The following is a 26,888-nucleotide window of genomic DNA, read 5'->3' on the forward strand; positions in this document are numbered from 1 at the left end:
GAGCCGGACCCGTCGGGGCATTCAACCCGTCGGGACGAACCTCACCACGAACATCTTGGGCCACAGCTTGCCGGTGAGCAGGAAGTGGTCCGTTCCGGGCAGTGCCGCGACGCCGTTGAGCACGTCGGCCTCGGCGGCCTCTTCCGGCGTGAGCAGGCCCCCGGCGTCGACGCGGGCGGTCACGGCTCCCGTTTCGGCGTCGATGCGCAGCAGGTCGTCGCTGTGCCAGACGTTGGCGTACACGTCGCCGTCCACGCACTCCAGTTCGTTGAGGTCCGTGACCGGGGTGCCGGTGTCGGTGACGGTGACGGTGCCGAGCACCGTGAAGTCGGCGGGATCGCGGAAGGTGAGCGTCGCGGAGCCGTCGCTCATCACGAGCCGGTCCCGTTCCGGCTGGTGGCACAGGCCCCAGCCCTCGCCGTCGTAGTCGACGCGGCGGCGTTCCTCCAGCGTGTCGCGGTCGCGTTCGATGGCGATGCCCGCGCGCCAGGTGAGCTGCCAGATCCGGTCGTCGACGACGGTGATGCCCTCGCCGAACAGCGGCTCCGGCACGGCGACCGTGGTGGTGGGCTCGCCACCGACCGGGCCCGCCCGCAGCGTGGACTCGCCGACGAGCCCCGTGCCCTCGTAGAGCGTGTCCCCGGATACTTCGAGGCCCTGGGTGAACGCCTCGGGGTCGTGGGGCAGCACGTCGAGTACCTCGGCCCGGAGCGGACGCGGCGCGGGGTCCTCGGCGTCGGTGTCCTGCGATGATCGGGGCGCCTCCGGCGCGCACGCCGCGATCGGCAGCGCGGACAGTGCCGCCGTCAGAAGGCCGACCATCCGGCTGATCTTTACCCGCACCGTCCCAGACTGGCACGAACCCACCGCTTCGGTGTAGGGCCCCAGTGCTGCACAATTGGTGTCATGACCCTGCTGCTGACGCACGACGACGGCACGATCCGCAGGAAGCTGCTCGACGCGGTCGAGTCGGCGCGTGAGGCGGCGGTGCGGGACGCCGGTGACGGCACGGTGGGCGATCACGTGGGTGTGGTGCACGAGGACGCCGTGTCGGTCACCCATCTCTTCGACGCGAGGCTGCCCGGCTATCGCGGCTGGCGCTGGTCGGTCACCGTGGCCACGGCCGACGAGGACGCGCCCGTGACCATCAGCGAGGTCGTGCTCACCCCGGGGCCGGACGCGATCGTCGCGCCCCGGTGGGTGCCGTGGGAGCGGCGCGTGCGGCCCGGCGACCTGGGCGTCGGTGACATCTTTCCCACCGAAGCCGACGATCCGAGGCTCGCGCCCGCGTACTCGACGCTCGACGACCCCGAGGCCGTCGAGGCCACGCACGAGATCGGGCTCGGCAGGGTCAGGGTGCTGTCGCGGCTCGGGCGCGGTGAGGCCGCGACCCGCTGGCACCGCGGCGAGTACGGACCCCGCACCGACATGGCCCGCAGCGCTCCCGCCACGTGCGGTACCTGCGGCTTCTACCTCCAGCTCGCCGGATCGCTGCGGTCGGCCTTCGGGGTGTGCGGCAACGAGCTCTCGCCAGCGGACGGCCACGTGGTCCACGCGGAGTTCGGTTGCGGCGCGCACTCCGAGGTCGAGATCGAGGCGCGGTCCTCGGTCCCGGTGGCCGAGCTGGTGTACGACGACTCGCTGCTGGACGTCGACACTGCCGACACGGCCGCCACCGATCCCGTCGCGGCGGACTGAGCGGACCCGGAACACTGCTGTCCTCCGGCGATCTCGACGAACTCAGGCAGGCGGTACTGCGGTCGTGGCATGACTCGCCCACCCGCTTCACCGAGGACACCCAGGCCGAGCGCGACCTGCTTCGCGGCGCCTACCGCGACCGGGTCTTCGTGGAGCTCGCGCAGAACGCGGCCGACGCGGCGGCACTGGCGGGGCGTCCGGGCAGGCTGCGGGTGAGCGTCGTCGACGGCGAGTTGCGGGTGGCGAACACCGGGGCTCCGCTCGACCGTCGTGGTGTCGCCGCGCTCGCGTCTCTGCGTGCCTCGGGCAAGCCCCCGTCGGGCCAGGGCCTGGTGGGCCGGTTCGGGGTCGGGTTCGCCGCCGTGCTGGCGGTCACGGCCGAGCCGAGGGTCGTTTCGCGCACGGGCGGTGTGGCGTTCTCGGAACGGCGGACCCGGCAGGTGTGGGAGGCCCCCGAGGTCCCGGTGCTCCGGTTGCCGTGGCCGCTGCCCGAGGACGAGCCGCCGCTGCCGGAGGGGTTCGACACCGAGGTGCGGCTGCCGCTGCGCCACGATCCGGGCCCGCTGCTGGAGCAGGTCGCCGCCGAGGTGGCGGACGTGCTGCTGGTGCTGCCGTGGCTGGCCGAGGTGGAGGTGGGACAGCGCCGGTGGACCCGCCGCACCGAGGGCGGTACCGCCGATGCCTCCGACGAGGTCGTGCTCACCCTGCCCGGTGAGCGGCGGGCCCGCTGGCTGACCCACCGTGGTGAGGGCTGCGTGTGGGCACTGCCGCTGGCCGACGACGGCGCGCCCCGGCCCCTGCCGGGCGACCCCGGTGACGTTCTGCACGCACCGACTCCGACGGACGAGCGCCTGTCGCTGCCCGCGCGGTTGCTGACGACCGCCGTGCCGTTGGAACCGTCGCGGCGCAGGGTGCTCGCCTCGGCGGGAACCCCCGAGGTGACGCGGGCACTGGACGCCGCCGCGGCGGCCTATCCCGGGCTCGTGCGGGCGTTGCCGCCCCGCCACCGGCTCGCGCTCGTCCCTCGGCCCCACTTCCCGCTCTCGGATGTCGACGCGGTGCTGCGGGAGCGGGTCACCCGCCGGCTCGCCGACGCCGAGTGGGTTCCCTCGGCCGAGGGCGGATCGTTGCCCGGCAGGCGGGCGCGGGTGCTGGACCTCGCCGCTGCCCGGCTGGTGGAGCTGGTGGCCGAGCTGGTGCCCGACCTCGCCGCGGCCCCGTTGTGTGGCCGGGAGGCGGCGCGCACGGCGGCGGTGGCGGGGGCCCGGCCCCTGGGGGTCGCGGAGCTGGCGGAGGCGCTGACCGGAGTCGAGCGTCCTCCGTCGTGGTGGCACGCCGTGTACACGGAGCTGCACGCGGCCGTGGAGCGTTCCGAGGTCGATCCCGACGAACTGGGCGCGCTCCCGGTGCCGCTCACCGACGGCCGCACCGTGCCGGGGGCGCGGGGTGCGCTGCTGCTCGACGACGCGGAGGGTGCCGTCAGTGCCATGAGTGCCGTCGCCGAGCTGGCGATACCGGGGCTGCACGTGGTGCATCCGGGTGCCGCGCATCCGCTGCTGCACCGGCTGGGTGCGCGGCGGGCCGGTCCCGCCGATCTGCTCGCCGCACCCCCGGTGGCAGCGGCCGTCGACCGGAGCGTCGACGACGCGCTGGCCGGGCTCGACGTCGAGCCGCTCGCCGAGGCGGTGCTGAGCTGGCTGTCGTCGGCTCCGGGCCTGCCCGAGCCGGAGCGCGCCGCGCTGGGCGCGCTCGCGCTGCCGTCGGTCCACGGCCCGCGCCGGGCTGACGAGCTGCTGCTGCCGGACGCCGCGATCCTGCCGGTGCTCGATCCCGACGCCGTCGGCGACGACGCGCCGCTGGACGTGCTGGCACGCGACCTCGCCCAGCGCTGGAACCGCGACACCCTCGTCAGGGCCGGGGTGCGCGACACCTTCCCCGTGGGCCACGCCACCACCGACGAGTCCGAGCCCGCCGTCGCCGACCTGGATCTCGTGGCCGACGACGCCTGGCCCGCCGCGCTGCGGCTGCTCGCCTCGGAACCCGCGACGTGGCGGGTGCTCAGCGCGCCCGACGGCCGGTTACGGGACTGGCTCGCGGCGCACGCGCTGCTGGCGGGACGGTCGCCCGGGCAGTGGCGGCTCGCCTCGGCGCGCGCGGCGGTGGGACTGTTCGACCCGGTACCCGACGTGGGCCTCGGCGACGACCTGCTGGTGGCGGCAGGGGTGCGCACCGGCGTCGTCGGTCTCGCCGTGCGCGACGCCGACGACGCCGCGCTGGTCTGCGCGCGGCTCGGTGACCCGGACAGAACCGTGCCGCCCGGTGTCGTGCTGCGTGCCCACGGCGCGCTGTCGGAGCTTCCGCCCGACGACGTGGAGCCACCGGCGCGCGTGCGCACGCTGGCCGGGTCGGTGTGCGACGCGGCCGACGCCGTCGTGCTGGACGCGCCGTGGCTGCTCGGTGTCTGGCCCGCCGACCGGCTCGTCGCGGCGGCCGAGTTCGCCGACGCTGCCGCGCTGGCCGACGTGCTGGACCTGCCCCTGGCCTCGGACGAGACCACCGTGGGGCCCGACGACGACGGCGAGTTCGCGGCGTGGGCGGAGCTGCCCGCGATCGTGGAGGTGGCCGACCTGCTGGGCGCGGAGCTTCCCGACGGCGGTGTGCTGGTTCACGACGAGTTGACCGTGGGCGGCGTCGTCGTGCCGTGGTGGCACGACGGCGAGTTCGGGACGGCGCATGCCAGCGACTCGCCGGACGGGCTCGCGCGGGCGTTCGCGTGGGAGGCGGGCCGGTGGACCGAACGGGTGGTCGTGGAGCGGCTGCTCGACGACCCCGGACCGCGCACCGTGCTGGGCTGACCGGCGGGCCGAGCACCGCGCCCTCACCCGCGTGTGTTAAAGGTTTCGTTGAGCAAAACGCGACCCTCTGCGGGACGCGGCGCGCTGCCAGAGCATGACTGCCATGCCCACCAGGCCGAGCCCGCCGCCCGTCAGGGCCGTCCACAGCCACATCCCGTGGACGCCGGTGGCCAGCAGCACGACTGAGGCGATCAGCCAGACCGCCGTGCCGCCGACCACGGGAATCCAGGGACTGACCACTGATGTCGGCAGGTCAGGGGTAGGACGAAGCCGTCCGGTGATCTCAGGTGGGTCGTTCGGTTCGTCCACAGGGGTCAGGCTACCGCCGCCGTACACGACGCGAAGCAGGTGAGCGATGTCAGACGTGACCACGCGGCAACGGCCCCCGAGGCTCGACCGGTTCTTCCGGATCAGCGAGCGGGGTTCCAACGTGGGCCGGGAGGTCCGAGGTGGTCTGGTCACCTTCGTGACGATGGCCTACATCATCGTGCTGAACCCGCTGATCCTCGGCAGCTTCTCGCCGGACGACGCGGGCGCGGCGAAGGACGTCACCGGAGCCATCCTGCCGGTCGCCCAGGTGACGGCGGTCACCGCGCTCGTCGCCGGGGTGCTCAGCATCCTGATGGGCGTCGTCGCGAACTTCCCGTTCGCGCTCGCCGCGGGGCTGGGGATCAACACCCTCGTCGCCGTCACCATCGCGCCCCAGATGACGTGGTCGGCGGCGATGGGGCTCGTGCTCGTGAACGGCGTCGTGGTGCTGCTGCTCGTGATCACCGGGGTGCGCAGCATGGTGTTCAACGCCGTGCCGCAGCAGCTCAAGGCGAGCATCGCGGTCGGGATCGGGCTGTTCATCGCCCTGATCGGCCTGGTGGACGCGGGCTTCGTGCGGCGGGTGCCCGACGCGGCGGGAACCACGGTGCCGGTGCAGCTCGGCATCGACGGTTCGATCGCCTCGTGGCCCACGGCGGTGTTCGTGGTGACACTCGTGCTGATGGGCGTTCTGGTGGCGCGCGGAGTGAAGGGCGCCATCCTGATCGGTGTGCTCGCGGGCACGGTGCTGTCGATCGTCATCGAGGCCATCGTGGCCGCGGGTCCCTCGCAGGGCGTGGACCCGAAGGGCTGGAACCTCGGCTATCCGGCGCTGCCGGACTCGGTGCTGAGCCTGCCCGACCTCTCGCTCGTGGGGCAGGTCTCGTTCGACGCCTGGGTGCAGGTGCCCGCGCTCACGGCGGCGCTGCTGGTGTTCACGCTGGTGCTCACCGACTTCTTCGACACCATCGGCACGATGACGGGGCTCGGTCGGGAGGCCGGGCTGGACGACGACCGGGGGCGGCTTCCGAACGTGGGCAAGGGCCTGTTCGTGGACTCGCTCGGCGCCATCGGCGGTGGCGCGGCGTCGGCCAGCTCCAACACCGTCTATGTCGAATCGGCCGCCGGGATCGCCGAGGGCGCGCGGACCGGACTGGCCAACGTCGTCACCGGTCTGCTGTTCATCGCCGCCATGTTCTTCACGCCGCTGTACGAGGCGGTGCCGATCGAGGCCGCCGCGCCCGCGCTCGTCGTCGTCGGCGCGCTCATGGTGCGCCAGATCGCCGACGTGGACTTCCGGGACTTCACGGTGGCGCTGCCCGCGTTCCTGACGATCGTGGTGATGCCGTTCACGTACTCCATCGCGAACGGCATCGGCGCGGGCTTCGTCAGCTACGTCGTGCTGCGGGCGGCGACCGGGCGCGCCCGCGAGGTACACCCGCTCATGTGGGTCACGTCGGTGGCGTTCGTCGTGTACTTCGCGATCGACCCGATCCAGCAGCTCCTCGGCTGACGCGCGGCGTCACCGGCGGCGGGCCGGGCACGCGCGCGCAATCGTGAGGTATGCTAAGGATGTGTCGGAAACCGCTGACGAACGATCGCTGGCCAGTAGGCTGAGGCTGGCGGTTGTCCGGCTCAACCGCAGGTTGCGGGCACAGCGCGCCGGTGACGACCTGTCGCTCACCCAGATCTCGGCTTTGTCCACGCTGCACAAATGCGGCCCAGTGACACCCGGACAGCTCGCCGCCAGGGAAGGTGTGCAGCCGCCGTCGATGACGCGGGTCATCGCCGCGCTGGAGGAGCGGGCGTACGTCGTGCGCACCCCGCACCCGACCGACGGCAGGCAGGCGATCGTCACCCTGACCGACGCGGGCCGGGACTACGTCCTGGCCACGATCTCCCGCAGGGAGGCATGGCTGGACACCCGGCTCGCCGAGCTGAGCGACGAGCAGCGGCGGGTGCTGTCGGACGCGGCCGAGATCATCGAACGCATGGCGGAGCGCGGCTGACGCCCGCGTTCCCCGTGGCGCAGACGGGAGGCGACATCACCGCGTGACCATCACGGGTAGCGACGCGACGACACCGAGGAAGCCGACCGCCACCCGTGACTCACCACCTCCGCCGGAGCCGCCGGAGCGAGGCGGAGGCATGTTCGCGTCTCTGCGCGTGCGTAACTACCGCCTGTTCTTCGGCGGGCAGATCATCTCCAATGTCGGTACCTGGATGCAGCGCATCGCCCAGGACTGGCTGGTGTTCGAGCTCAGCGGGTACGACCCCGTGGCGCTGGGCGTGGCGGTGGCGTTGCAGTTCCTGCCGACCCTGCTGCTGTCGTTGTGGGCCGGGGTGCTCGCCGACCGCGTGGACAAGCGGCGGCTGCTGATCGGCATCCAGACCGCGGTGGCGTCGCAGGCGCTGGTGCTCGGTGCCCTGGTGCTGACCGGGGTCGCCGCGCTGTGGCAGGTCTACGCGCTGTGTGTCGTACTCGGCACGCTGTCGGCGCTGGAGGTGCCCACGCGGCAGGCCTTCGTGGCCGAGATGGTGGGCCGTGACCAGGCCGCCAACGCGGTGGCACTGAACTCCTCGATCTTCAACCTGGCTCGCATCGCGGGCCCCGCCGTCGCCGGGTTCGCGATCGTGCTCGTGGGCACGGGCTGGCTGTTCGTGGCGAACGCGGTCAGCACGGTGGCGGTCATCGCGGGACTGGCGCGGATGAATCCCGCCGAACTGTTCCGCGCGCCCTCGGTGGGGCGCGGCAAGGGACAGTTGCGCGACGGACTGCGTTACGTGCGCGGCAGGCCGGATCTGCTGACCGTGATGGTGCTGGTGTTCTTCGTGAGCACCTTCGGCATCACGTTCTTCACGTCGCTGGCCGTGGTCGCGGCCAACGTCTTCGGAACCGAGGCCGACGGCTACGGGTTGCTCTCGACGATGCTCGCGGTGGGGACGTTCACCGGCGCGCTCGCCGCCGCGCGCCGGGGCAGCCGGGGCGGGCCGACGCTGCGGCTGCTCGTGGTGTCCGCGGCGGCGCTGGGGCTGTGCGAGCTGGGGGGCGCGTTCCTGCCGACCTACCTGTTGTTCGGGCTCGGCCTCGTGCCGCTGGGGTTCGCCACGATCACGTTCCTCAACACGGCCAACGCCCTCGTGCAGACGACGGTGAGCCCGCAGTTGCGCGGGCGGGTCATGGGCCTGTATGTCCTGGTGCTGATGGGTGGCAATCCGGTGGGCGGCCTGCTGACGGGCTGGCTGGCCGGCACCTTCGGCGGGCGGTCGCCGTTCTACGTCGGCGGCGCGGTGGCGCTCGTGGCGGCGCTGGTGTGCGGGTACGTGGCGCACCGGGCCCGTCGCGGCGCCCGGCGTCCGGGCACCACGCGCCCCTTGCCCCAGGAGTGAGGTTAGGTTAGCCTCAGTTTCGTCGCTTCGTGGTGGGAGCGGCAGTCAGTTCGGGAAACACGTGAGGCCCCGTCCCTTCCGGAAGCGAACTCCGGCAGGACGGGGCCTCACGTGTTTCCGGCTCGGGCGGAAAGCGATCAGGGCAGCAGCAGCCCGTTGCGGCCTGCCTTCGCGTCCTCGAAGCGCCTGCCGATCTCGGCCCAGTCGAACACGTTCCACAGCGCCTTGACGTAGTCCGGCTTCACGTTCTTGTACTGCAGGTAGAAGGCGTGCTCCCAGACGTCGACCAGCAGGATCGGGGTCGTCGGCAGGATCAGGTTGTTGTGGTGGTCGCGCAGCTGCTGGGTGATCAGCGTCTTGCCGATCGGGTCCCACGACAGCGCGCCCCAGCCGTTGCCCTGGATGGTGGTGCAGACCGCGGTGAACTGCGCCTTGAACTTGTCGAACGAGCCGAAGGACTCGTCGATCGCGGCGGCCAGCTCGCCGGTCGGCTTGTCGCCGCCGTTGGGCGAGAGGATCTTCCACCAGACGACGTGGTTCGCGTGGCCGGCCAGGTTGAAGGCCAGCGTGGTCTCCAGGCCGACGATGGAGCCGAAGTCGTCGGCGTCGCGCGCGGCGGCCAGCTTCTCCAGCGTCTGGTTGGCGCCGTTGACGTAGGTCTGGTGGTGCTTGCTGTGGTGCAGCTCGTTGATCTCGCCGGAGATGTGCGGCTCGAGGGCACCGTAGTCGTAGTCGAGGTCGGGAAGCTCGTACGTGGGCATGAGCCCTCCTTCTTGTCTCGCGAACCAAGCCTTGTCGTCGCTGCCAAACCTAGTAGCCACTGTGTGCTCGGGCTAACCGGGGCGTGACGTAGTTGACCTTGCAAAGTGGAGTTAGGTCGAGGTCAAGGCACTGTTACTCGCGCCACAGCGGGGCGGACCCCGACCGGTTCAGTCCACCGGCCACGAATGCACGGGCTCGCCGGTGCGCGAGAGTTCGACGTAGCGCGCCAGCATGGCGGCGAGCGCGGAGTCGCGGTCCAGGCCACGGTCCTCGGCGCGCAGGACGGCTTCCCGCTGCCACACGCTTCCGGTCCGCTGCCGCAGGCACCGCTGCTCGATCACCCCGAGGTACCGGTCGGCGACACTGTCCGGGACGTCCGAGTCCCGCAGCCCCTGCCGGGCCAGCGGCAGCAGCACCCGCAACGCGAGCTCGTCCGGCGGGATCCAGCCGATGCCGGGCCAGTACAGGTGTGCGTCGAACCCGTTGCGAGCGCCGGAGTACAGGTTCTCCTCGGCGGCCTGGAACGACATCTGTGTCCACACGGGCCGCTCCTGCTCCGCCAGCGCGCGCTGCGCACCGTAGAAGAACGCGGCGTTGGCCATCATGTCGAGCACCGTGGGCCCCGCGGGCAGCACCCGGTTCTCCACCCGCAGGTGCGGCATGCCGTCCACCACGTCGTACACCGGCCGGTTCCACCGCCACACCGTGCCGTTGTGCAGTCGCAGCTCCGTCAGCTTCGGCACCTGGCCCGACTCCAGTGCCTCCATCGGGTCCTCGTCGTCGGTCTCCGGCAACAGGCCGGGGAAGTACCGGACGTTCTCCTCGAACAGGTCGAAGATCGACGTGATCCAGCGCTCGCCGAACCACACCCTCGGCCGTACCCCTTGATTCCGCAGCTCCTCGGGCCGGGTGTCGGTGGCCTGGAGGAACAGCGGAATGCGCGTCTCGTGCCACAGCGCCTTGCCGAGCAGGAACGGCGAGTTCGCGCCGAGCGCCACCTGAACGCCCGCGAGGCACTGGGCCGCGTTCCAGTGCGCCGCGAACTCCTCGGGTGCGACCTGGAGATGCAGCTGCACCGACGTACACGCCGCCTCGGGCAGGATCGACTGGGCGAAGGCACGCAACCGTTCCGGTTCGCGGCCCGGCAGGCCGACGCCCTCCAGCGACAGCAGTGGCTGTTCACCGCGCGCGGCGAGGATCTCGTCGTTGAGCAGGGAGTACCGGGCACTGCTGGTGAGCCATTTCTGGTCGAAGTGCTCCGAGCGCAGGGTCGGCAGCACGCCGATCATCGCGACCTGTGACTCCGCCTCCGTCGCCTGCCGCTCCGCCCTGGCGAGGTACTCGTCCAGCATCGACTCCAGCCGGAGCGCGGACGTGCCGTCCAGCGGACACGGCGGCACGTTGAGCTCGATGTTGTGCTGCGAGAGTTCGGTGGTGAACGCCGGATCGGCCAGCGCGTCGAGTACCTCGGTGTTGGCCATCGACGGCCGCATGTCGGCGTCGACGAGGTTCAGCTCCACCTCGAGACCGATGTGCTTGCGCGGAAACGTGAAGCTGCCGTCCGAGAGCATTCGCGCCAGAGTGTCCAGACAGCGTTGCACCTTGCGGCGATACCGCCCCCTGTCCCTCGGGGTGAAGGCGTCCGGTGACACGTCCTTACCCATGGGATCGTCCTTTTCCTGCTCGGCCTCGGCACACCCGAACGCCTTGGCGTTGACCCCTTGCCAGGCGGCAACCGTGACACACCGTCGGGGCCGCGACTAGCGGCCAATCTGGTGCTCTGGGTCACCTGCCCTTAACGCTGCGCACGCGAAGGCCCGTTCGTACGACCGGGCTACCCCGCATTCGGAGCACCAACGCCTGCCGTAATGGCGGAGTGCGAGACTCCGGGCGTGGCCACACTGATCGAGACCGACCGGGCCGACGACGAGCGCCTCGACGACTTCCGCGACCTCACCACGGCCGACCGCAGGCCCGACCGCCCCGGCGGGCGGGGGCTGGTCATCGCCGAGGGCACCGTCGTGGTGCGGCGGCTGCTGCACTCGCCCTACCCGGTACGTGCGCTGCTGGGCGTGCCGAAGCGGATCGCCGAGCTGCGCGACGACCTGGCCGGGCTCGCCGTCCCCGCGTACGTCACCTCGGCGGAGACCATGTCGGAGGTCGTGGGCTTCCACCTCAATCGCGGTGTCCTCGCGGTCGCCGACCGCGCGCCGAGCCCGTCGCTGCCCGACGTGTTGTCCCGTGCCCGCGTGCTCGCCGTGCTCGAAGGCGTCAACGACCACGAGAACCTCGGATCGCTGTTCCGCAACGCCGCCGCGCTCGGGGTGGACGGGGTGCTGCTGGGCGCAGGCTGTGCCGACCCCCTATACCGGCGCAGCGTGCGGGTGTCGATGGGGCACGTGCTGCGGGTGCCGTTCGCCCTCGCCTCGCGCTGGCCCGCCGAGCTGGCCGAGGTGCGCCACCACGGGTTCCACGTCGCGGCTCTCACGCCGCGGCCCGGCGCGGTAGCGTTGCGCGACGTCCGCGACGCGGGTCACGAGCGGCTGGCGTTGCTGGTCGGTTCGGAGGGGCACGGCCTCTCCGACGCCGCGCTCGCCGCCGCCGACAGCGCGGTGCGCATCCCGATGTCGGAGGGCGTGGACTCACTCAACGTCGCCACGGCGGCGGCCGTCGCGTTCTACGAGGTGACGAGGTGACATGCGAGCCGGTGAGCGGGCGTGACTGACGAGGCCGAGCTGTTGTTGCGCGACGACCGCGCCGTCCTCGTGCTGCCCACACGCCGCGAGAACGGCGACACGGACCAGCGGAGCGCCGAGCTGGCCGACGTGCTCGGCGCCGACCTCGCCGACGCGCTCGCGGAGTGGGCGCGGGTGTGCGCGGCGATGTCGCGCACCGGCAGCGGCGCGGGCAGCGAGGTCGTCTCCCGCCGGGGGCGCCAGCTCGCGGGCAGAGTCGCCGTGCGGCTGGGCGGGCCGGTGCGCTACCGCGACCCGGCGAGCGGGCACAGCCGCGTGGTCAGGCCGGGACGTTCACCCGCCTTCGCCCGGCCCCCGCACGGGCGCACGGTCGACCCCACACCGCCGTGGGCCACCGGGCTCACCGTCGCGGCGTTCGCCGCCGTGTTCGTCGTCGTGGCGATGCTCGCGCTGGCCTCGACACTGGCCTCGGAGACCGCGGGCTGGGTCGCGATCCTCGCCGCCGCCGTGGTGAGCGCGGGACTCGCTCCGTCGCTGTGGCTGGGCCGGACCGTTCCCGTGGTGCGCTGGCTCGTCCTCGGCGCGGTGGTGGGCACCGCCGTGTCGTGGCTCGGAGTGCTGGTCATCGCCTTCTCGTGACCCGCCCGTGCGCAGTGGACCGCGCTGTGGTGCGGGTATGGCGTTGGGCCGATCGGCGCACGGGGTAGTTTTGACCACATGTCTTCGCCCACGAACTCAGGCTCGCCCCACGTCGTGGTCACGGGTGGTTGCGGCTTCATCGGACGCGCGGTCGTCGCCGCCTTCCGCAGGCGTGGCGCGCGGGTGACGATCGTGGACCGGGAACCGGTGACCGTCGCCGACGAGGGCGTCGTCGCCGTGCAGGGCGACCTGGCCGACCCCGAGGTGCGGGAGCGCGCGGTGGTCCCCGGGACCGACGGCATCGTGCATCTCGCGGCCATCACGTCGGTGCTGCGCTCGGTGGAGATGCCGTCGAGGACGTATTCCGAGAACGTCGCCAACACCCACGAGCTGCTGGAACTGGCGCGCATGCACGGGGTGCGGCGGTTCGTCCTGGCCTCGACCAACGCCGTCGTCGGCGACGTCGGCACCGCCACCATCACCGAGGACATGCCGCTGCGGCCACTGACGCCGTACGGTGCCACCAAGGCCGCGTGCGAGATGCTGATGTCCGGCTACGCGGGCGCCTACGACATGGCCACCTGCGCCCTGCGGTTCACCAACGTCTACGGGCCCGGCATGAGCCACAAGGACAGCTTCGTGCCCCGGCTCATGCGCGCGGCGCTGACCGGCGGTGGCGTGAAGGTCTACGGTGACGGCGGCCAGCGGCGCGACCTCGTGTTTCTCGACGACGTGGTGCGCGCCATCGAACTGGCCTGGGACTCGGGCCACGTCGGCCGAGCCGTCGTCGGCGCGGGCCACTCGGTGTCGGTGCTGGAACTGATCGACACCGTGCGGGAGGTCACCGGCTGCCCGATCCCGGTCGAGCACGTTCCCGCTCCGGGCGGTGAGATGCCCGCGGTGGTCGTCGACGTCTCCCGCAGCGCGGACACCATCGGCTACCGCCCGTCGTACTCCCTGCGGGACGGGCTCGCGGCCACCTGGCAGTACTTCCTCGACCACGACAGGCAGAAAGTGTTCTGAGTGACCGGCTTCCTCCGCCGCCACTGGTTGCTGCTCGTTCTGCTCGCCGGTGGCCTCACGCTGCGCGTGCTGACGTGGCTGGCCTACGAGCCGGCGCTGCTCTACATCGACAGCTTCCGGTATCTGGGCAACCTCGACGACCTGCGGCCCACCGACCTCAACCCGCTCGGGTACACGGTGGTGCTCAAGGCGCTGCTCTCGTTCGGCGGGCTCGCCTTCGTGCAGGCCGTGCAACACCTGGTCGGCCTGCTGCTCGCGGTGTCGCTCTACGCGCTGACGTTGCGCTACACGTCGAGAACGTGGCTCGGGGCGCTGGTCGCCGCTCCCGTGCTGCTCGACGCGTACCAGTTGCAGGTCGAAGCGCTCATCATGTCCGAGGTCTGGTTCCAGGCGCTGCTGGTCGGGGCGCTGTGGGCGCTGCTGGGCCGGGGCGAGCCGACGTGGTGGCGGGCGGGGCTGGCCGGGGCGCTCATCGCCTGCGCGGTCCTCACCAGGTCCATCGGCATGACGCTCGTGCTGCCCCTGCTGGTCTATCTGGTGCTGGCGGGCGGAGCGTGGCGCAGCAGGGCGGGCTGGAAACGCATCGGCGTGCGCACGGCGGCCGGGGTACTCGGCCTGGTGGCGGTGCTCCTGCCGTACTCCGCGTACTTCTACTCGCAGGCGGGCTACTGGGGGCTGACGGGCGCCACCGGCAACGTGCTCTACGGGCGCACGGCCACCATCGCCGACTGCTCGCAACTGCCGGAGGACGACGCGGGGCTCCAGCTGTTCTGCCCCGACGAGCCGCTGAACGACCGCCGCAAGATCGACTACTACACGCACTTCGTGTACGGCGATCCCGACTGGCCTGCGGAGGGATTGCCCGACGAGCGGACCAAGGAGGACCTGGCCAACCAGTTCGCCAGGGAGGTCATCCTCAACCAGCCGATCGACTTCGCCACCGGCATCATGCGGGACTTCCTGAAGAACTTCGACCCGATCAAGCGCACGCATCCGAAGGACGTGCCGGTCGAGCGGTGGCAGTTCCAGCTGACCTACCCGTATTACAACGTCGGTGAGTCGTCGCTGGAGTACTACAACCAGGTGACCTACGCCTACGACGGCGTGCTGCCCGACGCGAACACCGATCTCACGGCGTTCCTGCGGTCGTACCAGCTCGGTGGCGGCTACACGTGGGGCCCGCTGCTCGCCGCGTTCTCGCTGCTCGGGCTGCTGGGGGCGGCCGGCCTCGGCCGGGCACGCCGGTCCGGGCTCCGGGCCGCCGCACTGCTCGCCACCGGTAGTGGCCTGATCCTGCTCGCGGGCGCCGCGTCGTTCGAGTTCTCGTGGCGCTACCAGATCCCCGCCCTGGTCCTGCTCCCCCTGGGCGGCGCTCTCGGGCTCGCTGCGATCCTGGGTGCGCGCGCGGCGGCGTCCGGCGTGTCACCCCGGTACCCCCGGAACCCCCACTCACCCCAGTCACGAGGTCGGAGGCCCACGTTGGACGACTACCCCGATGAGATCGACGCCGGGGCGGCTGCCGACTTCCGGCAGCGGTACGGCACCAGCCCGCTGACCCCGCTGGTCGTGGTGATCGCGGCCTACAACGAGGCCAAGGGCATCGGGACCGTGTTGCGGGAGATGCCGACCCACTGCGGCGAGTTGCCCGTCTCCACGCTCGTCGTAGTGGACGGCTCCACCGACGACACCGCGCGGATCGCCCACGAGGCCGGTGCGTACGTGTGCGTGGCGAGCCGCAACCGGGGCCAGGGTGCCGCGCTGCGGCTCGGCTACCACCTCGCCGCCGAGTGTGGCGCGCGCTACATCGTCACCACCGACGCCGACGGTCAGTACGACAACAGTGAGATGCCGCTGCTCATGGCGCCGCTGCTGGACGGCACGGCCGACTTCGTGACCGGGTCGCGCAGGCTCGGCAGCTACCAGCACGACAGCACCATCCGCTGGGTCGGTGTGCGCGTCTTCGCGTGGCTGGCGACGGTACTGACCTTCCGCAAGATCACCGACACGTCGTTCGGTTTCCGGGCGATGCGCGCCGACCTCGCCACCTCGGTGACGCTGCGGGAACCGCAGTACCAGTCGTCGGAGCTGCTGCTCGGCGTGCTGGCCCAGGGCGCGCGGGTCCGGGAGGTCCCGATGACCATGCGGCTGCGCAACAACGGGGCCAGCAAGAAGGGCCGCAGCGTCGCCTACGGCGCCAACTACGCGAGGGTCATGACCGGGACCTGGCTCCGCGAGTACCTTCTCCGCCGCGGAAAACGAGCCGATCGAGCAGTGCGAACTTCATGAGGAAGACCAGGACGTAGCCGCCGAGGAACACCGCGTCGAGCACCACGATGCGCACGAACCCGGAGAGGTCGAGCGGCTCGATGAGGTAGCCGGCCAGGGTGGTCAGGCCCACCGAGGCGAGACCGGCGAGGCCGATGACCAGGAAGTAGGGCAGCAACTCGCCCTTCACGGGCGGGCTGCCCCTGCGGCCCCAGGCCCAGCGCCGGGCGATGATGAAGTTCGGGATGGCCCCCGAGACGAACGCCACGGCGCTGGCCAGCGCGGGAGCGGCACCCCACCACAGCAGCCCGATCAACATCACCTGGCTGATGGCGGTGGCGAGCGCGGAACTCGTGGCGGCCCGAAAGAACCGGACCACCAGTCGGGGCTGTGTCACCGGCATTGGCGGAGGTTCCGCCGCGGCCGTCGAAGCGGTGCTCACTCTTCCATTGTGCATACCCGCCATTCAGGTGGCCGCGGTGCGTCCGTATCCTCCGAGCGGGTTGATCCGTGCCCCCGAGTGGTACACGGTAGACCTGGATGCAGAGGGGCGCACCCACAGTAAGGTCAACGTGGGGTGTGCTGTGGAGTAACGATCTGGAGGCAGTCGAGTCGTGCGAGTCCTCGTTCTCGGTGGTGACGGATATCTGGGGTGGCCGACAGCCCTCCACCTTTCGGACTGCGGCCACGAAGTTGCCGTCGTCGACAACTTCGCGCGCAGGAAGTACGACGAGGAACTCGGCTCCCAGAGCCTCGTCCCGATCGAGGACCTCGAGGTCCGGGTCGCGGCGTGGAAGGAGGTCTCGGGCAAGGAGCTGCCGCTCTACGTCGGGGACCTGGTCGACGCCGACTTCGTGTACCGCATCGTGCGGGAGTTCGAACCCGACACCATCATTCACTTCGCCGAGCAGCGCGCGGCGCCGTACTCGATGATCGACCGCGAGCACGCCGTGTACACGCAGTACAACAACGTGGTCGGCAACCTCAACGTCATGTACGCCATCGCCGAGATCAACCCGGAGATTCACCTGGTGAAGCTCGGCACCATGGGCGAGTACGGCACCCCCAACATCGACATCGAGGAGGGGTGGCTCGAGGTCGAGCACAACGGTCGCAAGGACCGGATGCTCTACCCGAAGAAGCCGGGCTCGTTCTACCACCTGTCGAAGGTGCACGACTCGCACAACATCGAGTTCGGCTGCCGGATCTGGGGAATGCGCGCGACCGACCTCAACCAGGGCGTGGTGTACGGGCAGAAGACGGACCAGACCTCTCGGGACCCGCGCCTGGCCACCCGGCTCGACTACGACGCGGTCTTCGGTACGGTGCTGAACCGGTTCGTGATCCAGGCCGTGCTGGGCCAGCCGCTGTCCGTCTACGGCAAGGGCGGGCAGACCCGCGGCATGCTCGACATCCGCGACACCGTGGAGTGCCTGCGGCTGGCGGTGGAGAACCCCGCCGACCGTGGTGAGTTCCGGGTGTTCAACCAGATGACCGAGAGCTTCTCGGTGAAGCAGGTCGCCGAGCTCGTCGCCGAGACGTTCCCGGGCTCCGTGGAGATCGACTACCTCGAGAACCCGCGCTGGGAGCTGGAGGAGCACTACTACAACGTGAAGCACACGGGCCTGCTGGAGCTGGGCCTCAAGCCGCACCTGCTCTCCGACACGCTGATCGAGTCGCTGTTCCCGATCGTCGAGGCGAACAAGGACCGCGTGAACAACGAGATCATGCTGCCCACGGTGAAGTGGGCGAGCGCCAAGAACTCGTGACGTGACACGTCGAAGGCCCCCGCGAGCACATCGGTCGCGGGGGCCTTCGACTGTGTCGGGGTCTCGTCAGCCGCGCTGGCTGCGCACGCCGAGCAGTACGTCCTCCCAGGCCGGCACCGTGGGGTGGCCCTTGCGTGGCTTGGTCTGGGCCGCCGGTCCCGACGAGGGCTGCTCGGGCACGAACCGGGCGTCGTCACCGGCACCGCCGGTACCCGCGACCTCGCGGTCGTCCTCCTGGGGCGGCGGGGGGATCGGCGCCTCGATCACCGTGGCGCGCTCGGGCTCGGGGGCGAACGGGTCGGCCACCGCCTCCTCGTCGGCGCGCGGGGGCTCAGCCCGGTCGCCGACGGCCCTGGGCATGCGGTGGGCCTCCGGGTCGAGCAGGGTCTCCGCGAGCTGGTCCAGTGCCACGACGGTGCCACCGTGGGCGCCGGGGGAGTACGACCAGTGCGCGCGGTTGTCGGAGCGGCCCGCGGCCCAGGTCAGCCCGATCACCCACTTGCCGTCCTCGGGGCGCCAGGCGTCCCAGCTCGCCTGGGTGTAGTCCTGCCCGCGCAGGGCGAACGAGTGCGCCACGGTCTCACCCAGCGTCACCACGTCGGGTCCGTCCTCGCGGACCGGGTGGGCACGCTGGGCCAGCTCGGCGGTGCGAGCCCGCTCCTGCAACACCGGGTAGGCGAACCGCTCGACCCGCGAGGTGGACATCCCCGCGGCCGAAGCGACCTCCTCGACGGACTCGCCAGCCCGGATGCGGGCCTGGATCTCCCGTGGGCGCATCGACCTCTCCTGCTCGATCTCGATCTGGCCGAGCCGGGCGATGTCGCCCCGGGCGGCGGCACGCAGCCGCTCGTCCGCGGGCAGGAGGAACCGCTCATGTCGCTCGGGGTCTTCGCACACGATGGACACGCCGTCCTCGTGCAACCCGACCACTCGTAGCGTTCGCATGACCGCCTCCGAAAAACATCACCTCTGTGGGTGTCCACGGTAGAACGGCGCGTCGCCTTGACGGGTGAGGCGCGCCGAACTCCCTGTACATCCGTTATCGATGGTGCTCGATAAGGCCCACATGCCAGTGCCGACGCGCCGGTCTACCCGCTTCCCGATCAGGCGAAACCGCTGACACTCACTGTGTGAGGTGTTCCACCACGTATTCGACGCATCGGGTGAGTGCGGTGATGTCGTCGGGCTCGATGGCGGGGAACATGCCCACGCGCAACTGGTTGCGGCCGAGCTTGCGGTAGGGCTCCACGTCCACGATGCCGTTGGCCCGCAGGGTGCGTGCGATCTGCGCGGCGTCGAGGGAGTCGTCGAAGTCGACGGTTCCGACCACCTGCGAACGCAACGCGGGGTCGCTGACGAACGGCGTGGTGTAGGAGGTCTTCTCCGCCCACTCGTACAGCCGGTCGGAGGACTCCCTGGTGCGGGCAGTGGTCCACTCCAGGCCGCCGTGGGCGAGCATCCACTCGATCTGGTCGGCCAGCAGGAACAGGGTGGCCACGGCCGGCGTGTTGTAGGTCTGGTCCTTGCGCGAGTTGTCCAGCGCGGTGGGCAGGGACAGGAAGTCCGGCACCCAGCGGCCCGACTCGCCGAGCTCGTTCACCCGTTCGACGGCGGCGGGGGACATCAGGGCAACCCACAGCCCGCCGTCCGAGGCGAACGACTTCTGTGGCGCGAAGTAGTACACGTCGAAGTCGGCGGCGGCGACCGGCAGCCCACCCGCACCCGAGGTGGCGTCGACCGCGACGAGCGCGCCCTCGCTACCCGCCGGGCGCCGGACGGGCACCGCCACGCCGGTCGACGTCTCGTTGTGGGCCCAGGCCACGAGGTCGGCGCTCGCGTCGTACGTGATCTCGGGAGCGCTGCCGGGTTCGCCCTTGACGACGATCGAGTCGCCGAGGAAGGGCGCCTTGTCCGTCACCTTCGCGAACTTCGACGAGAACTCGCCGTAGGTGAAGTGCTGCGCGCGCTCCCGCACGAGACCGAAGGCCGCCGCGTCCCAGAACGCCGTGGTGCCCCCGTTGCCCAGCACGACCTCGTAGCCGTCGGGCAGGCCGAACAGCTCGGCCAGGCCGGATCGGACCCGGCCGACCAGGGACTTCACCGGCTTCTGCCGGTGGGAGGTCCCGAGGACGTTCGCCCCCTCCCTGGCGAGGTTCGCGAGCTGTTCGGGGCGCACCTTGGACGGGCCGCACCCGAACCGGCCGTCGGAGGGCTTGAGTTCCGCGGGCAGAGTCAACTCAACGGCTTCGGTCATGGCCTCAGTCTTTCACGGTGTGCCCGAGGGGTGAATGACGTGTCTCACCCCTCGGACCCAAGCCAGCCGGCCTCGTCGACGCCGCCAGGGACGGGGGCGCTCGGGTCATAGGGCGTGCGGGTGAACACGAAGGTGGCCAGATCGAGGTAGTGCGGGCGCCCCGCGCCGTCCCGGACGACGGTGAGGGTCTCGCCCGCGTAGTAGCCGTCGAGGCCCACCCAGCGGTCGTGGGAGAGCGGCCGGAATCGGGACGCCCTGCCCGCACCGCCGGCGGGAGCGAGGTCGAGCCAGCCCTCCGGCAGGGCGCGCAGGTGGAACGGCGACGGGCCCCAGTGCCACAGCCCGGTCAGCTCGAGCAGCGCGGGATCGACGGGCGCGGGCCGCCATTCCTCGGGCAGCGGCGGCTCGTAGTCGTCGGCCATCGCGACGAGGTCGGCCGCCAGCGACAGGATGCCGACCCCCGAGGTGGCGTTGGCGAAGGTCACCGCTCCGGTCCCGGTCGCCGGGTCGATCATGGTGCAGGCCAGGAAGCCGGGCATGGACCCGGTGTGCCCGGCCAGGCGCTTGCCGTTCGCCCAGGCGAGTTGCAGGCCGAGCCCGTAACCGGCGGTCCACGGCCCGCTGTCGTCGATGACGGCGGCCTCGCGCATCTCCGCGACCGTGTCGGGATGCAGCACCTCACCGGTGTCGCCCCCGACGAACGCCGTCCAGCGGGCGAGGTCGTCGGCGCAGGACCACAGCTGCCCCGCTGGTGCCATCGCTCCCGCGTCGTGCTCGGGTTCGGGCAGGAGAACGTCGGCGAACGGATGCACGGCGTAGCCCCGCGCGTGCGGGGCGGTGGGCCGGTCGGTGGTGTGCGTCATCTCCAGCGGGCGCAGGATCTCGTCGCGCACGGCGGTCAGCCAGTCGGTGCCCCGCAGGCGGGCGACCAGCTCGCCCAGCACGCCGTAGCCGACGTTGGAGTAGTGGAAGCGGCGCCCCGCCCTGTGCTTGACCTCGGCGGGGCCGAGGGTCGCGCTGAGCTGGGCCCAGTCGCCACCCGGGCTGCGTTCCCACCACGCGCCCGGCGACTCGGAGGTGAGGCCGCTGGTGTGCGCGAGCAGGTGCGCCACCGTCGTGTCGCCGAAACTCGTGCCGGGGACGTGGGTCTCCAGCCGGTCGTTCAGGTCGAGCTTGCCCTCGTCGCGCAGCCGCAGCACCACGGCGGCGACCAGCGACTTGGTGATCGATCCGATGCGGTAGAGCGTGCGGGGGCCCGGCCGGTCGCCCTCGCCGCCCACCGTGCCGCGGGCGGCCCACCACCTCAGCTCACCGTCGCGGACCACGCCGGCCACGAGCGACGGTGCGCGTCCCGCGGACTGTTCGGTGGCGACACGGCGGAGCAGGGCGAGTTCGGTGGTAGGCAGCATGGCGGCCATTCTGCCGCCTGCTCAGCCCGTGCGCGCCGGGCGGCCGGACTGCAGGCGGTAGATCACCGCCGCGACCGCGGCCAGCAGCACCACCAGCATGAGCGTGCCGAGGTTGACCCCGATCCCGGAGGTGAGGACGAAGGTCAGCGCACCGGCGAACAGGCAGTAGTAGACCATCGGGATGATCGTCTTCCGGATGGTCTCGCCTTCCCGGCCCAGTAGCCCCACCGTCGCCGACGCGGCGACGACGTTGTGAACGGTGATCATGTTGCCCGCCGCGCCACCGACGGCCTGACCGGCCACGACCGTCTCCGGCGCGACGCCGATCTGCTCGGCTGTGGAGAACTGGAACAGGGAGAACATCAGGTTGCTCACCGTGTTGCTGCCCGCGACGAACGCGCCGAGTGCCCCGATCCACGGTGCCAGCACCGGCCAGGCGTCGCCGACGGCCGCCGCGGCGCCGTCGGCCAGCGTCAGCGGCATACTCTCGTAGCCCGACCCGTTCTCCCCGGAGTTGATGAACACCCGGACCAGCGGCAGGGCGAACAACAGCGCCACGGCCGTGCCCGCGATCTGCCTGCCCGCCACCGTCCAGGCCGCGGCGATCTGTGCCCGGTTCATGCGATGCAGTGCGTAGGCCGACACGCTGGCGACGATGAGGACGAAACCGGGCAGGTAGAACGGTTGCAGGCTCTCGTCGATGCCGGTGCCGAGGATGGCGTCGAAGTCGAGGGACAGCCCGGTGAGGAACTCGGTGAGCGGGTCGATCGTGCGCGTGAGCACCAGCAGCACGGCCACGAGCAGATACGGCGCCCACGCCCGCAGTGGATGCATCGTGCGTTCCGCGACGTCGGCGTCGGGCTTGACCGCCCCCATCCAGCCGGGCTGCCAGCGCTCGCGGGGCGCGAAGTCCCACGGCGTGCGGGGCAGGAACAGTCCGCGCCGCGCGGCGGCGACCACGACGGCCAGGCCGACGAGGCCGCCGATCAGCGCGGGGAACTCCGGGCCGAGCAGGGCGGCGACCAGTACGTACGGCACCGTCATCGACACCGCGGCGAACAGCGCGAACTTCCAGATGCCCAGGCCGTCGGCGAACCGTCGCAGCCTCGGCCGGTCGTCCGGGCCGAAGAAGCCGGTGAGCAGGCACGCCAGGAACAGCGGCACCAGGGTCCCGATGAGCGCGTGGATGATCGCGGCGTCGAGCGCGATGGTGGCGATGTAGTCGGGCAGCGGCAGCCCGAGCAGCGAGGCCCGATCCTCGACGGCGGGGCTGCCGCTCAGCCCGTCGGTGACCCCGACCAGCACCGGAGTGCCCACCGCGCCGAACGTGACGGGCGTGCTCTGGATGACCAGCCCGACCATCACCGCCGCCATCGCGGGGAAGCCGAGTGCGAGCAGCAGTGGTGCGACGACGGCGGCGGGGGTACCGAACCCGGACGCGCCCTCGATGAAGCTGCCGAACAGCCAGCCGATGATCACGGCCTGCACCCGGCGGTCGGTGCTGATGTCGGTGAAGCTGGCCCTGATGGTGGCGAGCGCGCCGCTGCCGGCCAGGGTGCCGAGCAGGAGCAACGCGCCGAACACGATGTAGAGCAGGCCGACGGCGAGGATGAGTCCCTCGATGCCGGAGGCGGCGATGACGACGGGCTCGACGCCCCACACGAAGGCGGCGATGGCGACCACGACGGCGAACCCGATCGGCATGGCGTACTTGGCCGGCCAGCGCAGGCCCACGAGCAGGAAGCCGATGACCGCGATGGGCGCGAGCGCGACCACACTCAGCACTGCCAGGTTGTCCATGCCCGCCCCGCCTTCGTTGGAGGTTCGAGTGGCCTTTCACATGGCGGAATGTGACTTCCACCATGTTGTCAGGGTCACAAAGTGTTACAGCGGGTGCGCCCGGCGTCAATAGTTCGAGTGGCGAAGGGGGCGCCGTAGCATGAGCCGATGCGAACGACTGTGACGGTCGGCGACGGTGTGCGGCTGGCGGTGCGCGTGCGGGAGGCGGGGCCGGACGCGCCGACGCTCGTGTGCGTTCACGGCTACCCGGACAACGCGACGCTGTGGGACGGCGTGCTCGCCGAACTGCCGGACACACTGCGCGTGGTCACCTACGACGTGCGCGGAGCGGGGGACTCCGACCGGCCCCGCACCCGGGAGGCGTACCGGCTCGACCGGCTCGCCGAGGACCTGCGTGCCGTCGTCGACGCCGTCTCGCCCGACCGGCCGGTGCATCTGCTCGCACACGACTGGGGCTCCATCCAGACCTGGCACGCGCTGTCGGGGGCGTGGCTGACCGGCAGGGCGGCGTCGTTCACCTCGATCTCGGGCCCGTCGCTCGACCACGCGGCCCGGTGGCTGCGCTCCGGACTGCGCCGCCCGCGCACGCTGCCGACCGTGGCGCGGCAGCTCGCGCACTCCGCGTACCTGGGTTTCTTCCAGCTTCCCCGGCTGCCGGAACTGGCCTGGCGCTCCGGCATCGCGGCGGCCGTGGTGCGGCGGGCCGAGCCGGCCGAGCCGAAGCCCGTGACCGCCGACGCCGTCGCGGGACTGGAGCTCTACCGCGCCAACATCCGGGGCCGGGGCCCGCGGCAGCCGGGCCGCGTCGAGGTGCCGGTGCAGGTGCTCGCGCCCCGCGACGACCCATTCGTGGGCACGCCGATGCAGACCGAACTCGGGAACTGGGTGCCGGACCTTCGCGTGCGGCGGATCTCCGGCAGCCACTGGGTCGTGCGCGCAGACCCTCGCCGCATCGCCGCAGCCACGGCCGAGCTGGTCGCCCACACCGAGGGCGGGCCCGAGCCTCGCGCGTTGCGGCGGTCCCGCCGTGGCGCGGCGCACCGGCGCCGGTTCGACGGGCGGCTCGTCGTCGTCACCGGCGCGGGTGGTGGCATCGGCAGGGCCACCGCGCTGGCGTTCGCGCGGGAGGGTGCCGATCTGGCGCTCGCCGACCTCGACGCGGCGTCGCTCGACACGGCGGCGGAGCAGGCCCGCGCACTCGGTGTGGACGTGACGACCCACCTGCTCGACGTGGCCGACGGCGACGCGCTCGCGGCGTTCGCCGACACCGTGACACGCGAGTCCGGCGTGCCCGACGTCGTGGTGAACAACGCGGGAATCGGACTGGCGGGCAGGGTGCTCGACACCACCGACGCCGAGTGGCAACGCCTGGCCGACGTCAATCTCTGGGGCGTCACCCGCGGCTGCACGCTGTTCGCCGAGCGGATGGTCGAGCGCGGCGAGGGCGGGCACCTGGTCAACGTCGCGTCGATGGCGGCCTACCTGCCCAACGGCTTCCTGCCCGCGTACTCCACGGTCAAGGCGGCCGTGCTCATGTTCAGCGAGTGCCTGCGGGCCGAACTGGCGTCCTCGGGGATCGGCGTCAGCGCCGTGTGCCCCGGGTTCGTCGCGACCGGCATCGTCGAGGCGACGCGGTTCGCGGGCACCGACGAGGCCGAGCAGCGGCGACGGCGGCGCGGTGCGCAGCGCTTCTACACCGCGCGCAACGCGCGCCCCGAGGCGGTGGCTGAGGACGTGTTGCGTGCGGTGCTCGACAACCGCGCCGTCGTGACACCCACGGCCGAGGCGAAGGCCGCCCGCGTGCTGTCCCGCTGGACACCGGGACTGTTGCGCGCGGCCCTGCGCCGGCGCTGAACAGGCCGAGCGTGCGGCCGGGTCAGGCCCCGGCGGCCACGCGAGCCCAGCCCCGGACGTCGCGCGGGGCCCTGGGGCCCGGCCCGACGTAGCTCGCCGACGGCCGCACGAGCCGTCCGGTGCGCTTCTGCTCCAGGACGTGCGCCGCCCAGCCCGCCGTCCGCGCCGCCGTGAACATCGCGGGCATCATCGAAGGCGGAACCTGGGCGAAGTCGAGGATGACGGCGGCCCAGAACTCCACGTTGGTCTCGATCGCCCGGTCCGGCCGCCGTTCGCGCAGCTCGGCCAGCGCGGCCTGCTCCAGTGCCTCGGCTACCTCGTAGCGCTGCGCGCCGAGTTCCCGGCACGTGCGCCGCAGCACGCGCGCCCTCGGGTCCTCGGCCCGGTACACGCGGTGCCCGAAGCCCATCAGCCGTTCCCCGCGGTCGAGGATGCCGCGCACGACGGCGCGGGCGTCGCCGGTCCGCTCCACCTCGGAGATCATCGGCAGGACCCGGGCCGGAGCTCCGCCGTGCAGCGGGCCGGACATGGCGCCGATCGCCCCGGAGAGGGCGGCGGCGACATCGGCGCCGGTCGAGGCGATCACCCTGGCCGTGAAGGTGGAGGCGTTGAGGCCGTGCTCGGCCGCCGAGACCCAGTAGGCGTCGAGCGCCCTGACGTGGGCCGGGTCGGGCTCACCGCGCCAGCGCACGAGGAACCGCTCGGTCGTGCCGCGCGCGTCGTCGACCCGGCGCTGTGGCACGTCGGGCAGCGCCGTGCCGCGCGCGGACTGCGCGATGATCGACAGTGCGGTGGCCGACACCCGGGCGAGCTGGCCCCTCGCCTCGGTGTCGGAGACGTCGAGCAGCGGCCCGAGTCCCCACCGCGGCGCGAGCGCGGGCAGCGCGGCCTGCGCGTCGGCGCGGACGTCGCCGCTGCGCGCGGAAAGCGGAAACGGGTCCTCCGCGGGCAGGGGATCGTCGAAATGGCCGTCGACGAGCAGCCCCCATACGTCGCCGAAGCCCGCGGTGCCCGCGAGGTCCTCGATGTCCACGCCCCGGTAGCGCAGAGCGCCGCCGTCTCGGTCCGGTTCGGCGATCTCGGTGCGGAACGCGACGACACCTTCGAGGCCCGGCCGGAAACCGTCGTCCGGCTCGGTCCCCGCCGTACCCTGTGCCGCCTGCTGCCCGCTCGTGGTGGATGTCATGGCAGTGGACCTTTCGTGCGAAACGCCGGTGGGCCGTCGGTCGCCAGGGCACAACGATCACGCGCCCCGTCGCGCGGTGAATAGTGACTTTGCACCTATTACCCAGCGGTAGCAATCACGGGCGCGGTGGTTTCCGTCACGATTCCGAGAACGATTCAGGAAACCCGTGGCCGGGCCGAGTGGCTCCCATCACCGTCCGCGTACTTTCGCGTATCCACGGGACCATTTACCGTCGGCCAGAAGCCGGGGAGATCGGGTGCGGGAGGTTGGCATGAGCGAGCTGGGAAACACCGCGGACGTGGCCGTCAGGCTGCCCGCCATGCGGGTCGCCTACAACGGCGGCTCGCTCGACGAGACGGACCTCGCACCCACTTGGACCGAACAGCTCCAGGCGTGGCTCGACGAGGCGATCGCAAACGGACTCGCCGAGCCCAACGCGATGGTGCTCGCCACCGCCGACGCCGACGGGCTTCCCTCCTCGCGCACCGTGCTGTGCAAGGGGCTCGACGAGCGCGGTGTCGTGTTCTACACCAACTACACCTCCGCCAAGAGCCACGACCTCGCCATCACGCGGTACGCCTCCGCCACCTTCCCGTGGTACGGGCTGCAGCGACAGGTCCACGTGCGTGGCGAGGTCCAGAAAGTCGAGCAGGCCGAGACCGCCGCCTACTGGGCCGAACGTCCCCGGGGTTCCCAGCTCGGGGCGTGGGCGTCGCCGCAGTCCCAGCTGGTCGACGGCAGGCGTGCGCTCGACACCGCACTGAGCGCCATCGAGCGGCGGTTCCGCGACGTCGAGCAAATTCCGGTGCCGCCGCACTGGGGCGGGTGGCGCATCCGGCCCACCGTGGTCGAGTTCTGGCAGGGCAGGCAGGACCGGCTGCACGACCGGCTCCGCTACGTCGACACCGACGACGGCTGGCGGGTGCGCCGCGTCGCACCCTAGAAACGGTGACGGACCAGTTCGTTAGCTCCGCTAAGC

Annotated in this window: 22 protein-coding genes; 12 read left to right on the forward strand and 10 right to left on the reverse strand. The window is 71.6% G+C overall.

Annotation, left to right across the window (positions count from 1 at the left end; all coding sequences use genetic code 11):
- Window positions 1-21: 21 nt before the first annotated feature.
- The gene (locus FFT09_RS11625) at window positions 22-822 is read right to left on the reverse strand and encodes a glutaminyl-peptide cyclotransferase (RefSeq protein WP_081191721.1); all 801 of its coding nucleotides are present in this window, start codon (window positions 820-822) and stop codon (window positions 22-24) included.
- An 84-nt stretch (window positions 823-906) separates the two neighbouring features.
- Here FFT09_RS11625 and FFT09_RS11630 point away from each other — a divergent pair, with 84 nt between their 5' ends.
- Together FFT09_RS11630 and FFT09_RS11635 are read left to right on the forward strand one after the other, a co-directional pair.
- Complete coding sequence (locus tag FFT09_RS11630) at window positions 907-1,698, forward strand: DUF3027 domain-containing protein (protein ID WP_081191720.1); 792 nt, start codon at window positions 907-909, stop codon at window positions 1,696-1,698.
- A 14-nt stretch (window positions 1,699-1,712) separates the two neighbouring features.
- On the forward strand, window positions 1,713-4,553 hold the full coding sequence (locus FFT09_RS11635; RefSeq protein ID WP_138383174.1) for a sacsin N-terminal ATP-binding-like domain-containing protein: 2,841 nt from the start codon (window positions 1,713-1,715) through the stop codon (window positions 4,551-4,553).
- 36 nt (window positions 4,554-4,589) lie between these two features.
- On the opposite strand, the gene FFT09_RS11640 is transcribed toward FFT09_RS11635, so the two are convergent.
- Window positions 4,590-4,862 carry a DUF2530 domain-containing protein gene (locus tag FFT09_RS11640; RefSeq protein ID WP_176218262.1) on the reverse strand — a complete coding sequence of 91 codons (273 nt, stop codon included), beginning with the start codon at window positions 4,860-4,862 and terminating at the stop codon, window positions 4,590-4,592.
- A 46-nt stretch (window positions 4,863-4,908) separates the two neighbouring features.
- Here FFT09_RS11640 and FFT09_RS11645 point away from each other — a divergent pair, with 46 nt between their 5' ends.
- From FFT09_RS11645 to FFT09_RS11655, 3 genes are all read left to right on the forward strand, one after another.
- Entirely contained in the window at window positions 4,909-6,375 is a 1,467-nt protein-coding gene (locus FFT09_RS11645) for an NCS2 family permease (protein ID WP_024875213.1), read from the forward strand.
- A 61-nt stretch (window positions 6,376-6,436) separates the two neighbouring features.
- Window positions 6,437-6,871: a MarR family winged helix-turn-helix transcriptional regulator gene (locus FFT09_RS11650; protein WP_024875212.1), complete on the forward strand. Its 435-nt coding sequence runs from the start codon at window positions 6,437-6,439 to the stop codon at window positions 6,869-6,871.
- 43 nt (window positions 6,872-6,914) lie between these two features.
- Window positions 6,915-8,252, forward strand: a complete 1,338-nt coding sequence (locus tag FFT09_RS11655) for an MFS transporter (protein ID WP_138382679.1) — start codon at window positions 6,915-6,917, stop codon at window positions 8,250-8,252.
- A gap of 137 nt (window positions 8,253-8,389) precedes the next feature.
- On the opposite strand, the gene FFT09_RS11660 is transcribed toward FFT09_RS11655, so the two are convergent.
- Both FFT09_RS11660 and FFT09_RS11665 read right to left on the reverse strand, forming a co-directional pair.
- Entirely contained in the window at window positions 8,390-9,013 is a 624-nt protein-coding gene (locus FFT09_RS11660; protein ID WP_024875210.1) for a superoxide dismutase, read from the reverse strand.
- Between the two features lie 168 nt (window positions 9,014-9,181).
- Window positions 9,182-10,678 (reverse strand): glutamate-cysteine ligase family protein, encoded by a 1,497-nt coding sequence (locus tag FFT09_RS11665; RefSeq protein WP_138382680.1) that lies wholly within the window; start codon window positions 10,676-10,678, stop codon window positions 9,182-9,184.
- Between the two features lie 228 nt (window positions 10,679-10,906).
- Between FFT09_RS11665 and FFT09_RS11670 the strand changes: the two genes are divergently transcribed.
- From FFT09_RS11670 to FFT09_RS11685, 4 genes are all read left to right on the forward strand, one after another.
- Entirely contained in the window at window positions 10,907-11,710 is an 804-nt protein-coding gene (locus FFT09_RS11670) for a TrmH family RNA methyltransferase (protein WP_081192369.1), read from the forward strand.
- 21 nt (window positions 11,711-11,731) lie between these two features.
- The gene (locus tag FFT09_RS11675; RefSeq protein ID WP_138382681.1) at window positions 11,732-12,349 is read left to right on the forward strand and encodes a DUF2537 domain-containing protein; all 618 of its coding nucleotides are present in this window, start codon (window positions 11,732-11,734) and stop codon (window positions 12,347-12,349) included.
- Window positions 12,350-12,427: 78 nt separating this feature from the next.
- Window positions 12,428-13,372, forward strand: coding sequence for an NAD-dependent epimerase/dehydratase family protein (locus FFT09_RS11680; protein ID WP_024875206.1), 945 nt, complete (start codon window positions 12,428-12,430; stop codon window positions 13,370-13,372).
- Complete coding sequence (locus FFT09_RS11685; RefSeq protein ID WP_138382682.1) at window positions 13,373-15,658, forward strand: glycosyltransferase family 2 protein; 2,286 nt, start codon at window positions 13,373-13,375, stop codon at window positions 15,656-15,658.
- On the opposite strand, the gene FFT09_RS11690 is transcribed toward FFT09_RS11685, so the two are convergent.
- A complete protein-coding gene (locus FFT09_RS11690) occupies window positions 15,582-16,103 on the reverse strand; it encodes a GtrA family protein (protein ID WP_081191714.1) in 522 nt (173 codons plus the stop codon). The two genes, FFT09_RS11685 and FFT09_RS11690, sit on opposite strands and share 77 nt — an antisense overlap.
- Before the next feature lie 148 nt (window positions 16,104-16,251).
- On the opposite strand from FFT09_RS11690, the gene FFT09_RS11695 reads away from it, so the two are divergent.
- Complete coding sequence (locus FFT09_RS11695) at window positions 16,252-17,406, forward strand: NAD-dependent epimerase/dehydratase family protein (protein WP_024875203.1); 1,155 nt, start codon at window positions 16,252-16,254, stop codon at window positions 17,404-17,406.
- Window positions 17,407-17,472: 66 nt separating this feature from the next.
- On the opposite strand, the gene sepH is transcribed toward FFT09_RS11695, so the two are convergent.
- From sepH to FFT09_RS11715, 4 genes are all read right to left on the reverse strand, one after another.
- Window positions 17,473-18,351, reverse strand: a complete 879-nt coding sequence (sepH, locus tag FFT09_RS11700; protein ID WP_138382683.1) for a septation protein SepH — start codon at window positions 18,349-18,351, stop codon at window positions 17,473-17,475.
- A gap of 178 nt (window positions 18,352-18,529) precedes the next feature.
- Window positions 18,530-19,660, reverse strand: a complete 1,131-nt coding sequence (serC, locus tag FFT09_RS11705) for a phosphoserine transaminase (RefSeq protein WP_024875201.1) — start codon at window positions 19,658-19,660, stop codon at window positions 18,530-18,532.
- A gap of 44 nt (window positions 19,661-19,704) precedes the next feature.
- Window positions 19,705-21,069: a serine hydrolase domain-containing protein gene (locus tag FFT09_RS11710; protein ID WP_138382684.1), complete on the reverse strand. Its 1,365-nt coding sequence runs from the start codon at window positions 21,067-21,069 to the stop codon at window positions 19,705-19,707.
- 21 nt (window positions 21,070-21,090) lie between these two features.
- Window positions 21,091-22,869, reverse strand: a complete 1,779-nt coding sequence (locus FFT09_RS11715; protein WP_138382685.1) for an L-lactate permease — start codon at window positions 22,867-22,869, stop codon at window positions 21,091-21,093.
- 147 nt (window positions 22,870-23,016) lie between these two features.
- Between FFT09_RS11715 and FFT09_RS11720 the strand changes: the two genes are divergently transcribed.
- A complete protein-coding gene (locus tag FFT09_RS11720) occupies window positions 23,017-24,723 on the forward strand; it encodes an SDR family oxidoreductase (protein WP_138382686.1) in 1,707 nt (568 codons plus the stop codon).
- A 22-nt stretch (window positions 24,724-24,745) separates the two neighbouring features.
- Here the strand turns inward: FFT09_RS11720 and FFT09_RS11725 are convergent, their stop codons facing one another.
- On the reverse strand, window positions 24,746-25,909 hold the full coding sequence (locus FFT09_RS11725; RefSeq protein ID WP_138382687.1) for a citrate synthase 2: 1,164 nt from the start codon (window positions 25,907-25,909) through the stop codon (window positions 24,746-24,748).
- 271 nt (window positions 25,910-26,180) lie between these two features.
- Between FFT09_RS11725 and pdxH the strand changes: the two genes are divergently transcribed.
- Window positions 26,181-26,852 (forward strand): pyridoxamine 5'-phosphate oxidase, encoded by a 672-nt coding sequence (gene pdxH, locus FFT09_RS11730; RefSeq protein ID WP_138382689.1) that lies wholly within the window; start codon window positions 26,181-26,183, stop codon window positions 26,850-26,852.
- Window positions 26,853-26,888 lie beyond the last annotated feature (36 nt).

The organism is Saccharomonospora piscinae (assembly GCF_005862235.1).
Taxonomy (GTDB): Bacteria; Actinomycetota; Actinomycetes; order Mycobacteriales; family Pseudonocardiaceae; genus Saccharomonospora; species Saccharomonospora piscinae.